We start from the raw sequence: 13,564 nt of genomic DNA, 5'->3' as shown, positions 1-13,564 counted from the left end.
ACGCGGCCGGGTGCCACACGGTCGTGTGGAAGCGCTGTCCGATAAGGGCCTTGCCGCTGCGGACGGTGCACGCTCCCGGTTCGTGAGGGAGCACACGTCATGATCGTCGCCGCGCCACGGACCGCCGTCGCCGACCCACTCGTCCACCCGGCCACCGGGTGGGACGGCCGTGCCGCGCTGCTGGGCACGGCCCTCGGCGTCGCGGTGCTGGCCCAGGGCGCGTTCTACGCCGGTCCGTTCACGGTGGTGGCCGGCCTCGTCGCCGGGGCGGGTCTCCTCGCCCTCCTCCACCGCGCTCACCGGGTCCCCCGACCGCTCTCGCTCGGGGCGACCTGCTGGGCCGGTTTCGCGCTGTGGGCGCTGCTCCGGGCCCAGCTCGACGGCACCGTGGCCGCCGCGGTCCCGACGGTCGCCGTCGCGCTGCTGCTCGCCGTCGCCCTGCGGGTCGCGGCCGGGCTCGGCGGCGAGGGCCGGCGCCTACTGCAGACGGTCGCGATCGCGCTCGTCGTGGTCGTCGCCGCCTCGGGGTGGGTCGGCACGGCGCTGCACCTGTCCCCACTCTCGATGCCCTCCGCCGGGCTGTGGCGCGCCGCCGCCACGATCACCTACGCGAACGCGGCCGGCGCCGCGCTGGTCACCGGTCTGCTGCTCGCGCTGGTCGCGGCGCCCGCACACCGCCCGCTGCTCCGCCGGGCCGTGGTCGCCGCCCTCCTGCTCGGGCTCGCGGTCGCGATGAGCCGCGGCGCCGTGCTGGCCCTGGCGGTCGGGCTGGCCGTGCTGCTCGCGACCGCCGCCGGGCGTCGCAGCGTCCGGGGCCTGCTGCCCGTACTCCCGGCCGTTGCGCTGCCGTGCGCCGCGCTGCTGCCCGCCCTGCCCGAGGGGTCGCCGTCACGACCGCTGCTCGCGCTCGCGGGGCTCGCGGCGGGCGCCGCCGTGCTGCTCGCGGCAGGGCGACGGCGCCGGGCTGCGGGCGGCGCGACTGTGGCCGCCCTGCTCCTCGGCCTGGCCGACCTCGTCAGCGGCTCGTCGACCGGTGGCGACCCGGGCGTGGCCGTCGACGCCATCGCCGAGACCCGGCTGAGCGGCGCCTCGGCGGACCGGGTCGACCTGGCCCGCGAGACGCTGGCGCATTTCGCCTCCGCCCCGCTGACGGGCGTCGGCCCCGGATCGTTGGACCTGACCTACGTGGACCACGCCGGACGACTGGTGCACGCCTGGTTCACACATCTCGAGTACCTGCAGATCGCCGCGGAGACGGGGCTCGTCGGCCTGGCGCTCGTGCTGGCCGGCGCCGGCGCACTCGTCGGCGACGCGCTCACCACCCGCACCGACCGCCGTCCCCCGCCGGGCGCAGCCGGCGCGTTCGCCACCCGGACCCGTCGCCGCCTCCCACTGGGCGCGACCGGCGCACTCGAAGCCGGCGCACCCGCCACCCGACCTGGCCACCCCCTCGCGCCTGGCGCGGCCGACGCACTCGTCGCCGGCGCGCCCGCCCCCCGAACCGACAGCCGCCTCCCGCCGGCCGACGCCGGCGCACCCGCTTCCGGTGCGCCCGCCACCCGCAACGGCCACCGGCCGCGGGGCGGCGCCGGCGCACTCGGCTCGGGTGGGCCCGCCACCCGCACCGGCCGTCGTCTCCCGCTGGGCGCGGCCGGTGCGCTCGCCGTCCTCGGCGCGTTCGCCACGCAGAGCGCGCTCGACTTCCTCTGGCACGTCCCCGCGCTGCCGCTGCTGGTGTGCCTCGCCGTGGCCACCCTCCTGCCCGCCCCCATCCGCACCGACACCCACACGACGAAGGAGCTCCTCGGATGAGTCGCACGTTCTCCCGGCGTCCCCGCACCGCGCTGCGGGCCGGCCTGATCCTCGCCGCCAGCGGGGTGCTGGTCTGGGTCGGCGGGGCCGCACCGGCCCTCGCCCAGTTCAGCCCGCCCACCTATGTGACCTGCACGAACCTGCCGGGCCTCGGCACCGGTGTGGCCGTGGGGCAGGCCAGCGCGCCCGTTCCGGCCGGACTCTGCGGCCCGGTCGGCGGGTTCAGCGCACCGACCGCTCCGGGGGTGCCGCCCGCGCCACCCGCCCCGCCGATGGTGCCCGGCAGCCCGTTCTGACCCCGTGCGACGGTCCGGTCCAGCAGCGCGGCCGGATCGCCGCGGCCTCCCTACCGGTACCGCGAGTCGTAGCGGGCCCGGGCCTGCTCGCGGACCGCCCGCACCGCGGCGTCGCGCACGGCCTGCGCGTGGCCCGGCGGGTAGCCGGCCTTGCGCACGCGGTGGTCGACCGAGTCGTGCAGCAGGAAGATCGCGAACTGGGCGGAGACCAGCCAGCCCAGCAGCAGCCCGCAGAGCCGCACCCACAGCGGGCCGGGCACGAACAGCACGATCGGCACCGAGACGAGCACCAGCGGGACCGCTGTGCGCAGCAGGTGCCGGGCCACCCAGGTCGGGCAGGTCGCGTCGTACAGCACCCACTCGCGGTACCGCCCCGGCAACCGCCCGCCGACCGCGTACCAGACCCACCGAGCCGGCCCCGGCCGCCGCACCGCCACGTCTCCGAGGCTAGTCGCAAGAGCTAGATCGCCCGCCCCGGCCGCCGAGATCACCAAGATCGTCACCAAGGCGTCGTCAGTGCTGTCGGGCGGACCGTCGCGTCTCGCTCACAACGATCATGAACCGAACCAACGCGCTCAGATCGCTCGCCGCGCGTTCATGATCGCGGCGAGCGTGACGCCAGTGCTCCCGCCGGGGCCACCACGTGACACTCACACCGATCATGGGCCGGCGGAACGCTGAGTTCGCCGGCCGCGCCCATGATCGCGGTCAGAGTGACGCCACTGCTCCCCGCGGGGCCACCAAGTGACACTCACACTGATCTTGGAGTCGGGAACCGCACCGCCCGCATCCATGATCGCGGCGAGCGTGACACCAGCGCTTCCCGGACGACCATCCTGTGCCGCTCGCGACGACATGATCGGAACGAGCGCGCCATCAGCGCTCTCGACAGAACTGCTACGTCACGCTCACATCGATCATGAACCGGGGCCGACACGTCAACTCGTCAGCCGCGCTTCCGTGATCGCGAAGAGCGCGCGGTCAGCGCTGTCGGCAGGACTGCTACGTCGGCCATCGATCATGAACGGGGACCGACACGCCAGATCGCCCACCGCTCCCACGACTACTGCGAGGGTGACGCCAGCGCTCCCGCGACGACCGTGCTGTGCCACTCGCGACAGCATGATCGCGACGAGGGTGACGCCAGCGCTCCCGGGATGACCGTGCTGTGCCGCTCGCGACAGCATGATCGCGACGAGCGTGACGCCAGCGCTCCCGGGGGAACACCACGTGACACTCACGCTGATCTTGGCGTCGGGAACAGCACCGCCCGCACTCATGATCACTTCGAGCGTGACGCCAGCGCTTCCGGCGGTGCCACGACGTGCCACTCACACTGATCTCGGCGTCGGAACAGCACCGTCCGCATCCATGATCACTGCGAGCGTGACACCAGTGCTCCCCGGACGACCAACCTGTGCCGCTCACGACGATCATCGGTGCTGCCACGGCCGGCCGCCCCAACAAGGCCCGCATCTCCACCACGGCCGGCCGCCCACCACACCCAGCCTCCCCAAGCGACCGGCCCCCATCACAACCGGCCGCCCGGCACAACCACCCGCCAGGCACGGGCCGGGGCGGCTCGGTCCACGTGGCGACCTCGGTCAGTGACGCAGCCCCGCCTCCTTCAGCAGCGGCATGACGTTCTCGCCGAAGTACTTGAGCTCCTCGTTGTAGTCGATCAGCCCGAAGATCATGCCCTCCATGCCGGCCTCGTTGAGCTTGCCGAGCTCCTCGGTGACCTGCTCGGGGGTGCCGACGATCGGGTAACCGCCCCAGCCGGCGATGAACCGCTCCTGCATCTCCTTGACCGCATGGTCGAACGACTGTGACGCACCGGATCCGGCGATCTTGATGACGTTGCCCGCCGCCCCCCAGTCGCCCTCGTCGACGACCTGCTGGAAGGCCCGCTTGGCCTCGTCCTCGGTGTCGCGGCAGACGACCAGGCCGTAGGTCATCACGTGGATGTCCCGCTGGTAGTCGTCACGGGCCTTGGACTTCACCTTCTCCACGTACGCCTTGATGTTCTCCAGCGTGTCCAGCGAGGCGAAGTTGAAGTCCACGTTGCGCGCCGAGAACTCGATCCCCGACGGCGAGTTGCCCGCGTTGAGCAGCGCGGGCCGCGGGCCCTGGTGGGGCTTCGGATAGGCCTCGAGCAGCTCGGCGTCGAAGTACTTCGAGTGGATCGCGAAGGTGCCCTCCTCGGTCCAGAGCTTGTTGACGAAGTCGAGCCACTCCTGGCCGAACGCGTAGCGCTCGTCGTGCTCGCGCTGCTCGGAACCGAACATCTCCATCTCCGGCGGCACCCAGCCCATCACCATGTTCAGCGCGAACCGGCCGCCGGAGATGCGGTCGACCGTGGTCGCCTGCTTGGCCGCGACGATCGGGTGCATCGTCGGCAGGTGGCTGGTCGCGGCGACCGCGATCCGCTCGGTGGCCTCGGCGACCCCGGCCGCCCAGGTGTAGGTCTCGAAGCAGTTGCCGTTGAAGTTCGTCGACCCGCCGAAGCCCTTCCAGCGGGCGACGGGGACCAGGACGTCGAACCCGAGCCGGTCGGCGCGCTGCGCGATCTCCTTGGTGTGCTCCCAGGTGATCTCGTAGCTCGACGGCGCGTGGCTCATGATCAGCCCGTACGAGCAGTTGGTGCCGAACAGACCCAGCTTCATCTTCTGGTCGCCGAACAGCGGGTTGGTCTCGGTGCGGTCCTGCGCGGGCCGGGTCTCGCTCGCCGGACGGGGGTCGGTGGGGGCGAGGCCGAGGCGCTCGTTGGCGGTCACGGTCATGGTCGTCTCCTGGTCGTCGGCGGGTGCCGGCTCAGCCGAGCTGGAAGGGGTCGCGGGTGCCGCCGGTGAGCTCGACGAACACGGACTTGTTCTCGGTGTACTCGTTGATCGCGTCGACGCCGTTCTCGCGGCCGAGGCCGCTGGCGCCGAAGCCGCCGAAGGGCATGTTCGGGGCGATCACGCGGTAGGCGTTGATCCACACGGTGCCGGCGCGCAGCTTCGCGGCGACCCGGTGGGCCCGGTGCACGTCCTTGGTCCAGACCGCGCCGGCGAGCCCGTACGGGGTGTCGTTGGCCAGCTTCAGGGCCTCGTCCTCGTCGGTGAAGGTGTACGCAGCCAGCACCGGCCCGAACACCTCCTCGCGGACGATGGTGTTCTCCGGCGTCACGTTCGTGACGACCGTCGGCCTGACGAACAGGCCGCCGCGCTCGGCGTCCGGCTCGCCGCCGCAGGCGAACGTGGCCCCCTCGGCGGCCGCGCCCTGCAGGTAGCCGAGCACCTTCTCGTACTGCGGCTGGTTGGCAACCGGCCCCATCTCGGTGTCGGCCTCGGTGGGGTCGCCGAGCTTGATCTCGTTGGCTCGTGAGACCACCTTCTCGATCAGCGCGTCGTGCACGTCGGCGTGCACGATCAGCCGCGAGCCCGCCATGCAGGTCTGCCCGGTGGCCGCGAACACGCCCGCGACCAGGCCGTTCGCCGCGGCGTCGAGGTCGGCGTCGGGGAAGACGATCTGCGGGGACTTGCCGCCCAGCTCCAGGGTGACCCGGTTGAAGTTGGCCACCGCGGCCTGCGCGACCTTGGCCCCGGTCGCCGACGAGCCGGTGAACGCGATCTTGTCGACGCCCCGGTGGGTCGACAGGGCCTCGCCGGTGGACCGGTCCCAGCCCGTGACGACGTTGAGCACCCCGGCCGGCAGCCCCGCCTCGTGCAGGATCTCGGCGAACGCCACCGTCGAGGCGGGTGCGTGCTCCGACGGCTTGACGACCATCGTGCAGCCAGCAGCGAGCGCGGGGGCCAGCTTGAACGTCAGCAGAAGGAGCGGGGAATTCCAGGGCGTGATCGCCCCGACCACCCCGACCGGCTCGCGGGTGGTGAACCCGAAGTAGTTCGGGTTGACCGGCGGGACCGTGCGGCCCTCGACCTTGTCAGCCAGCCCGGAGAAGTAGTAGTACCACTGGGGCAGCGAGGTGAGCTGGCCGAGCATCTCGCGCAGCAGCTTGCCGGAGTCGTTGACCTCCAGGCGGGCCAGCCGCTCGGCGTTGGCGGCGATGGCATCGCCGCACCTGCGCAGGATGGCGGCGCGCTGGAAGCCGGTCATCTGCCCCCACTCGCCCTCGAAGGCGGCGCGAGCGGCGGCGACGGCCTCGTCGACGTCCTCCGGGCCGCCGTCGGCGAGGCGGGCCCACGGCTCGCCGGTGTACGGGTTGAGCGACTCGAACGTGCGGCCCGAGCGGGCGTCGACGGACTTGCCGCCGATGAAGAGCTTCAGCTCCTCGAGGGATGTCGTCATCGACCTCTCCTTCTCCACTGGTTCGGGGTGCGGCCGCGGATCCGGCGGCGGATGACGAGGGACGGTAGGGATCCGCCGGGGGCCGCCGATATCCGCGGACCGCAGGCGCTGATCCGTTCCGTGCGAGATCAGGGGCACAACGCCGCCGCCCGGCCCTGCACTCAGCGGATAGCGCGATGCGCTCTCGGGCTAGTAGCGGCCGCCCGCGGTTCCCTACTGTCGGAGGCGCCTTGATCGGGCGGCTGCCCCGCCGCCCGCAGCGCGGTGAGGGAGCGCGCCGCGCCCACGACACGAGGAGGTGTCCGGATGGAGGCCGTTGCCGAGCCCGTGCAGGTCCCTGCCCGTCTCACGCGGTACCCGATCCTGGACACCCGCAGCCTGGAGGAGGCCCGCGAGGCCGTGACCCGGGTGTACCTCGACCATGACCTGACGGCGCCGGACGACCGGCTCGAGATGACGCTGAACGCCACCTCGGACCGGCTGTTCACGCTGGGCTACCTGACCTACAAGTCCGCGGCCAAGCTCGTCATGCCGCCGACCGAGGACTGCTACCACGTCAACCTCACGACCGAGGGCCGCACCGAGGCCAACCGGACGGACGGCGGGCGCGCCACCACCACCGCGCGGACCAGCGGGATCGTGCTGCTCCCGGACCAGGAGAACACCGTCCGCTGGTCGCCGGACGCCGAGCAACTGATCCTCAAGATCCCGCGCCGCAGCCTGGAGGACCACCTGAGCGAGCAGCTCAACCGGCCGGTGCACGAGGTGCTGGACTTCGACTACGGGATCGACCTGACCACGGCCGCCGGACGCACCCTGCTGGCGTCGGTGGAGTTCTTCGTGCGCGAGCTCGACCGTCCCGGCGGCCTGGCCGACATGCCGATCGCGCGGGAGCAGTACGAGGCGTTCGTGATGACGCAGCTGCTGCACGCGGGCCGCCACCAGTACACCGACGCCCTCCTCGCGCCCGCCGACCCCGCCCGCTCGGGCCGGCTGCGACCGGTCCTCGACTACATGGAACAGCACGCCGACGAGCCGCTCACCCCGCAGGAGCTCGCCCGGGTGGGCTGCATGAGCGTCCGCACCCTGCACGCGACCTTCCAGCAGGAGCTCGGCGAGTCGCCGATGAACCACCTGCGCCGCATCCGCCTCGACCACGTCCGCGCCGAGCTGCTGCGCTGCGACCCGGCGTCGACGAGGGTCACGGACGTCGCGCTGCGCTGGGGCTTCTTCCACCAGAGCCGTTTCGCCCAGCAGTACCGGGAGCGGTTCGGCGAGCTGCCGCGCGAGACCCTGCGGGAACGCGCCGGATAGCACTGCACGGATATCCGGTCACCGTCTCCGGATAGCCCGCCCGCCGCGGGCCTCCTACCGTCACGGACGTGCCCGACGACGGAACCCCCGAGCCCGTGCCCGGCGCCCTGAGCGGTGTGCGGGTGCTGGAGCTCGGCACCCTCATCGCCGGCCCGTTCTGCGGCCGGCTGCTCGCCGACCACGGCGCCGACGTGATCAAGGTCGAGGCCCCGGACCGGCCCGATCCGCTGCGCGTGTGGGGGCAGGCCGAGCAGGACGGCCACCACTTCTTCTGGACGGTGCACGCCCGCAACAAGCGCTGCATCACCCTCGACCTGCGCCGCTACGAGGGCCGCGAGCTGTTCCTGCGCCTGGTCGACACCGCCGACGTCGTCCTGGAGAGCTTCCGGCCCGGCACCCTGGAGCGCTGGGGCCTGGGCTACGACGTGCTCTCCGCCCGCAACCCCGGCCTGGTCCTCGCGCGGGTCTCCGGGTACGGGCAGACCGGCCCGCTCAGCCGCCGGCCCGGCTACGCGTCGGTGGCCGAGGCCGCGGGCGGCATGCGCTACCTCAACGGCTTCCCCGGCGGGCCGCCGCCGCGCGCCGCGCTGTCGCTCGGCGACTCGCTGGCCGGCATGTTCGCGATGCAGGGCGTGCTCGCGGCGCTCTACGCCCGCGGGCAGCAGGGCCCTCGGCAAGGGAAGGGCCAGGTCGTCGACGTCGCGCTGGCCGAGGCCTGCCTGGCGATGCTGGAGTCGGTGATCCCCGACTACGACGCCACGGGCCTGGTCCGGCAGCCGTCGGGCACCCGCCTGGACAAGCTCGCGCCGTCGAACCTCTACCGCAGCCGCGACGGCCGCTGGCTGATCATCGCGGCCAACCAGGACACCGTGTTCGCCCGGCTCTGCACCGCGATGGGCCGGGAGGACCTGGTGTCCGATCCGCGCTTCGCGACGCACGTGCCCCGCGGCGAGCACCAGGACGAGATCGACGCGATCGTCGCCGAGTGGGCCGGGCGGCACGACACCGACGAGCTGACGCAGCTGCTCGAGGAGGCCGGCGTGGTCGTCGGGTCGGTGGACACCGTGGCCGAGGTGGTGGCGAACCCGCAGTTCCGGGCCCGGGACATGCTGGTGCCGCACTACGACGAGGCGATCGGCAAGGACGTCCTCGGCCCCGGGGTGATGCCCGTCCTCACGGGTACCCCGGGTGGCGTCCGGTGGGCCGGTCCGCCGGAGCCCGGCACCCACAACGCCGAGGTCTACACCGGGCTGCTCGGTCTCGACGTCGGCGAGCTCGAGGCGTTGCGCGCCGCGGGCGTCGTCTGAGCCCGCTGATTCGGAGGTGACCGTGCTCTCCCTGCCCCGCTCCGTGGACCTGCGCGAGGTCGGCCTGCGCGACGGCCTGCAGCTCGAGGCCCCCGTCCCGCTCGACGCCAAGCTCGCCCTGCTCGACGCGATCGCCGCCACCGGGGTGCGCCGGGTCGAGGTCACGTCGTTCGTCTCGCCGAAGGCCGTGCCCGCGCTCGCCGACGCCGAGCAGGTCGCGGGCGAGCTGCACCGCTGGCCCGAGCTGCACTTCTCGGCGCTCGTCGCCGGTCGTGGCGGCGCGCGCCGCGCGGTCGAGGCCGGGATGGCGAACATCGAGTACGTCGTCTCGGCCTCCGACGGGCACAGCCTCGCCAACGCCCGCCGTACCACCGAGGAGGCCGTCGAGGCGGTGGCCGACATCGCCGCACTGACCCACGGCGCCGGCGGACGGCTGGAGGCGATCATCGCCGTGGCCTGGGACTGCCCGTTCGACGGGCGCACCCCGGTGGAGCGCACCGTGGAGGTGGCCCGCCGGGCGGTCGAGCTCGGCGCCGACGAGCTGTGCCTCGGTGACACCATCGGCACCACCGTGCCCGGCCGCGTCGTGGAGCTGCTCGACGCCGTGCGCGAGGCCGTACCGGGCGTCGACGTGGGTGTGCACTTCCACGACACGCGCGGCGCCGGTCTGGCCTGCGTGCTCGCGGCGGCCCAGGCCGGGGTCACGAAGATCGACGCGTCGGTCGGCGGGCTGGGCGGGTGCCCGTTCGCCCCCGGCGCGAGCGGCAACATCGCGACCGAGGAAGTCGTCTACCTGCTCGAGGAGTCCGGCGTGGGCACCGGGCTCGACCTCACGGCGGCGCTCCACGCGGCGCGGGTCGCCGAGCGTGCCGTCGGGCACGAGCTGCCGAGCGGCCTGCACCGCGCGGGCGGCCCGAACCGCCCGCGCGGCCGCACGTCCGTACGCAGTCGGGGCTGACCGTCAGCCCGCCTTCCGGCCGAACCAGCGGCGCCGGGCAGGAGCGGCCGCCGGCGCGTTCTCGGGCGGCGCGATCTCGGACTTGAGCGGGGCCAGCTTCTCCCCGATCTGGCCGATCGTCTCGGCGGGAACCCCCAGCTCGGTGAGGGTCGCGACGAGATGCCCGACGACGAGGTCGAAGTGGTCGGGCTGGATGCGGAAGCGGGCGTGGGCCTCCTTCATCGGGCGGCCCGAGTACAGCTCCGGGCCGCCGATCGCCGCGGCGACGAAGCTGCGCTGGTGGGCCTTGAGCCGCTTCATGTCGATGCCGTCGAAGTAGCCGACCAGGGCCGGGTCACCGAGCACCCGGACGTAGAACCGGTCGACGGCGGCGGCGACGGCGTCGGCTCCGCCGATCTCGTCGTAGATGGTGGCGCGTTTGCTCGAGGTCATGAAATCGGTATACGGAGCGCGTATTTCTTGATCGTGTGACCGGCATGAACGGGTGTAAGGCGACGCTCACGGCCGCGTCCCGTCCGCTGTGAGCCCTATGCGGAGATGCCGTAGGCACCGCGGTGGAACAGGAGCGGCGCAGGGGACGGGCCGGCTCCCAGGTCCTGCACCCGCCCGACGACGATCGTGTGGCCACCACCCGGGAACGGTGACCGCCGTGACCACCACGACGCCGGAGGCGAAGTGGCCCAGTACCTCGCGCATGCGCCCCGCCGGGACCGCCGCCGGCACCTCGGTGTGCGTCGTGTCGTCCATGCCGACGGAGGTAGGCCGCCGGGCGCGGGAGCCGATATCCGAGGACCGCCGGCGAACAGCCGCGACGCGCCTGTGTCCGGCGTCTCCCCCGAACGGCCCGCGCTCCACGGATAGGAGTCGGCTCACATCGGATAGTCGGGGTGGCCCGCACTCTCCTACCGTCATCGTGTGCTCGACGATTCCGCCCGTCCCGGGTGAGGATCCGACCGTGAGGAACTGACGATGACGTCTCCGACCCCCGCCCTCCCCGGCACGCGGGCCGTCCAGCGGGCCGTGGCCGCGCTGGCCGCCGGCCGGATGGTGATCGTGACCGACGACGCCGACCGCGAGGACGAGGGCGACCTCATCCTCCCCGCCGCGACCGCCACCGCGGAGCAGCTCGCGTTCGTGGTCCGGCACAGCACCGGCATCGTCTGCGCACCCATGCCGGCCGCGCGGGCCGACGCGCTGGGCCTGCCGCCGATGGTCACCGACAACACCGACGCGCACGGTACCGCGTTCACCGTGACCGTCGACCACCTCGACGCGGGCACCGGGGTCTCCGCCGCCGACCGCGCCCGGACGTTGCGCGCCCTCGCCGACCCGGCGACCCGGCCCGACGAGCTGCGCCGACCGGGGCACGTCTTCCCGCTGCGCGCCCGTGAGGGCGGCGTCCTCGTCCGGGCCGGGCACACCGAGGCCGCCGTCGACCTGCTCCGGCTCGCCGGGCAGGAACCGGTCGGCGTGATCGGCGAGATCGTCGCCGACGACGGCACCATGGCCCGCGGCGAGCGGCTGCGCGCCTTCGCCGCCGAGCACGACCTGCCGGTCCTCGCGATCGCCGACCTGGTCCGGCACCGGCGGGCGACCGAACAGCTCGTCGAGCACGTCGCCACCTCGGCCATGCCGACCGTGTTCGGCGACTTCCGCGCCGTCGCCTACCGCTCCACGCTCGACGGCACCGAGCACCTGGCCCTGGTGTACGGCGACGCCGCCGCGGCGAGTCGCGCGGCCCAGGGCGCGCTGGTGCGGGTGCACAGCGAGTGCCTGACCGGGGACATCATCGGATCGCTGCGCTGCGACTGCGGCGCCCAGCTCGAACAGGCCCTGCGCGCGATCGCCGCCGAGGGCGCCGGGGCGGTCGTCTACCTGCGTGGGCACGAGGGCCGCGGGATCGGGCTCGCCCACAAGATCCGCGCCTACGCCCTGCAGGAGAGCGGCCTCGACACCGTCGACGCCAACACCGCCCAGGGCCTGCCGGTCGACTCCCGCTCCTACGGCGTCGGCGCCCAGATCCTCGCCGACCTCGGCATCACCCGGCTCCGCCTGATCACCAACAACCCCGCCAAGTACGGCGGGCTCGACGGCTACGGGCTCGAGATCGTCGGGCGGGTGGGCTTGCCCGCCAGCCCCTCCCCGCACAACCTCCGCTACCTCCGCACCAAGCAGGAGCGGATGGGGCACGTGCTGTCGCTGGAGGGTGAGGCGGGCTGAGGCTGCTCCTCCCGGTCCATCCCCGGTGATCAAGGGCAAAGGGGGTGCGGGGGGTGCGCGGAGCACCACTCCGTCCGGGGTGCGGGGGGCGCGGAGCACCACTCCGTCCGTGATCACGGCTGCCCCGACACCATGATCAACCGTCGTGCACGGGGAGGGTCGATTTCCGACCTCTCACGTCCACGACCGACGATCTCGGTCGGGTCAGCCCTGGCCACCGACCTGCCCTCCGACCAGCGGTCAGCTCGCGCCGACCCCACCATGATCGTGACTCGTGGACGTGAGAGGTCGAATTCCGACCGTCCACGTCCATGACCCGTGATCACGGACGGAACGGTGTGCCCGGAAGTGCCGAAAGCCCTCCTCTGCCCTTGATCATGGCACTGCCGCGGCCCTCCGGGCCGTGATCCCTCCGTGGGTGCCGAACACACGGGGCGCACCCTCAGACCCGACGCCGTGTCGTCCGTGGCCGGCGATCAACGGCCTCCGCTCGTTCGTGATCACGGGTCGTGGACGGGGACGGTCGATTTCCGACCCTCCCCGTCCATCGCCGATGATCACAGCTGACCCGGACCTCGCCACGATGACTTCTCCCGGTCCCAGCCGGCTCCCCGCGGCCCGAGGCCGACTCGACCTTGCCTAGTGGCACCGACACTAGTACCGTCGCCACTATGACCCAGCGGTCCGGACTCGCCCTCGCCGTGCTCGCGCTGGCGGCGGAGCGGCCGATGCACCCGTACCGCATGCAGCAGCTGATCCGGGAGCGCGGCAAGGACCAGGTGATCAACATCGGACAGCGGTCCCAGCTGTACAAGACGATCGACCGGCTGGTGCGCGACGGCCTGTTGGTCGAACGGGCGACCGAGCGCGAGCAGGCCCGGCCGGAGCGCACCGTGTACGCCGCGACCGAGACCGGGGTGCGCACGGCCGTGGAGTGGACGGTCGAGATGCTCGCGGCCCCGCGCCGCGACTTCCCCGAGTTCACCGCGGCACTGGCCTACCTGCCGTTGATCACGCCGGAAGTAGCACTCGGGGCGTTGGAGATCCGGCTCGCGAGCCGCCGGGCCGAGCTCGAGCAGCTGCGTGCCGACCTGGCCGAGGCGGGGCACCTGCCCCGGCTCGTGCTGATCGAGGGCGAGTACGCCGTCGCCCTCCTCGAGACGGACGTCCGCTGGGTCGCCGACGTCGTGGACGACCTGCGCAGCGGGGCGCTGACCTGGAACCGGGAGGACCTGCTCGAGCTCGCCGCGAAGTTCGAGCCGGAGACGCACGAGACCTGATCGGCACCAGACCGTCGACATCGGACCGTCGACGCCGGTTCGACAACGCCAGCTCGACGACGCCTGATCGACACCAGATCGTCG

General features: G+C 73.0%; 11 protein-coding genes. 7 read left to right on the top strand and 4 right to left on the bottom strand.

The window, feature by feature from the left end; translation table 11 throughout:
- The first annotated feature begins 99 nt into the window (after window positions 1-99).
- Together LWC33_RS26630 and LWC33_RS26625 are read left to right on the top strand one after the other, a co-directional pair.
- Window positions 100-1,812 (top strand): O-antigen ligase family protein, encoded by a 1,713-nt coding sequence (locus LWC33_RS26630; RefSeq protein WP_233307425.1) that lies wholly within the window; start codon window positions 100-102, stop codon window positions 1,810-1,812.
- Complete coding sequence (locus tag LWC33_RS26625; RefSeq protein ID WP_233307424.1) at window positions 1,809-2,108, top strand: hypothetical protein; 300 nt, start codon at window positions 1,809-1,811, stop codon at window positions 2,106-2,108. The genes LWC33_RS26630 and LWC33_RS26625 overlap by 4 nt, the downstream gene beginning before the upstream one ends.
- A 50-nt stretch (window positions 2,109-2,158) precedes the next feature.
- On the opposite strand, the gene LWC33_RS26620 is transcribed toward LWC33_RS26625, so the two are convergent.
- From LWC33_RS26620 to LWC33_RS26610, 3 genes are all read right to left on the bottom strand, one after another.
- On the bottom strand, window positions 2,159-2,545 hold the full coding sequence (locus tag LWC33_RS26620) for a DUF5313 family protein (protein WP_233307423.1): 387 nt from the start codon (window positions 2,543-2,545) through the stop codon (window positions 2,159-2,161).
- 1,167 nt (window positions 2,546-3,712) lie between these two features.
- Entirely contained in the window at window positions 3,713-4,891 is a 1,179-nt protein-coding gene (locus tag LWC33_RS26615; protein WP_233307422.1) for an LLM class flavin-dependent oxidoreductase, read from the bottom strand.
- 31 nt (window positions 4,892-4,922) lie between these two features.
- Complete coding sequence (locus LWC33_RS26610; RefSeq protein WP_233307421.1) at window positions 4,923-6,401, bottom strand: aldehyde dehydrogenase; 1,479 nt, start codon at window positions 6,399-6,401, stop codon at window positions 4,923-4,925.
- Between the two features lie 306 nt (window positions 6,402-6,707).
- Between LWC33_RS26610 and LWC33_RS26605 the strand changes: the two genes are divergently transcribed.
- The 3 genes from LWC33_RS26605 to LWC33_RS26595 all read left to right on the top strand — a co-directional run bounded on the left by LWC33_RS26605 (window position 6,708) and on the right by LWC33_RS26595 (window position 9,980).
- Entirely contained in the window at window positions 6,708-7,715 is a 1,008-nt protein-coding gene (locus LWC33_RS26605; RefSeq protein WP_233307420.1) for an AraC family transcriptional regulator, read from the top strand.
- Between the two features lie 68 nt (window positions 7,716-7,783).
- Window positions 7,784-9,022, top strand: coding sequence for a CaiB/BaiF CoA transferase family protein (locus LWC33_RS26600; protein ID WP_233307419.1), 1,239 nt, complete (start codon window positions 7,784-7,786; stop codon window positions 9,020-9,022).
- Window positions 9,023-9,038: 16 nt separating this feature from the next.
- Window positions 9,039-9,980, top strand: coding sequence for a hydroxymethylglutaryl-CoA lyase (locus tag LWC33_RS26595; protein WP_233307418.1), 942 nt, complete (start codon window positions 9,039-9,041; stop codon window positions 9,978-9,980).
- A gap of 3 nt (window positions 9,981-9,983) precedes the next feature.
- Here the strand turns inward: LWC33_RS26595 and LWC33_RS26590 are convergent, their stop codons facing one another.
- A complete protein-coding gene (locus LWC33_RS26590) occupies window positions 9,984-10,412 on the bottom strand; it encodes a group I truncated hemoglobin (protein WP_233307417.1) in 429 nt (142 codons plus the stop codon).
- A gap of 537 nt (window positions 10,413-10,949) precedes the next feature.
- Here LWC33_RS26590 and LWC33_RS26585 point away from each other — a divergent pair.
- Together LWC33_RS26585 and LWC33_RS26580 are read left to right on the top strand one after the other, a co-directional pair.
- On the top strand, window positions 10,950-12,200 hold the full coding sequence (locus LWC33_RS26585; RefSeq protein ID WP_233307416.1) for a bifunctional 3,4-dihydroxy-2-butanone-4-phosphate synthase/GTP cyclohydrolase II: 1,251 nt from the start codon (window positions 10,950-10,952) through the stop codon (window positions 12,198-12,200).
- Window positions 12,201-12,871: 671 nt separating this feature from the next.
- The gene (locus tag LWC33_RS26580) at window positions 12,872-13,480 is read left to right on the top strand and encodes a PadR family transcriptional regulator (RefSeq protein WP_233307415.1); all 609 of its coding nucleotides are present in this window, start codon (window positions 12,872-12,874) and stop codon (window positions 13,478-13,480) included.
- Window positions 13,481-13,564: the final 84 nt, after the last annotated feature.

The sequence above is a fragment of the Pseudonocardia terrae genome, assembly GCF_021343995.1.
GTDB classification, from domain to species: Bacteria; Actinomycetota; Actinomycetes; order Mycobacteriales; family Pseudonocardiaceae; genus Pseudonocardia; species Pseudonocardia terrae.
This window is presented reverse-complemented; position numbering and strand designations above follow the sequence as displayed.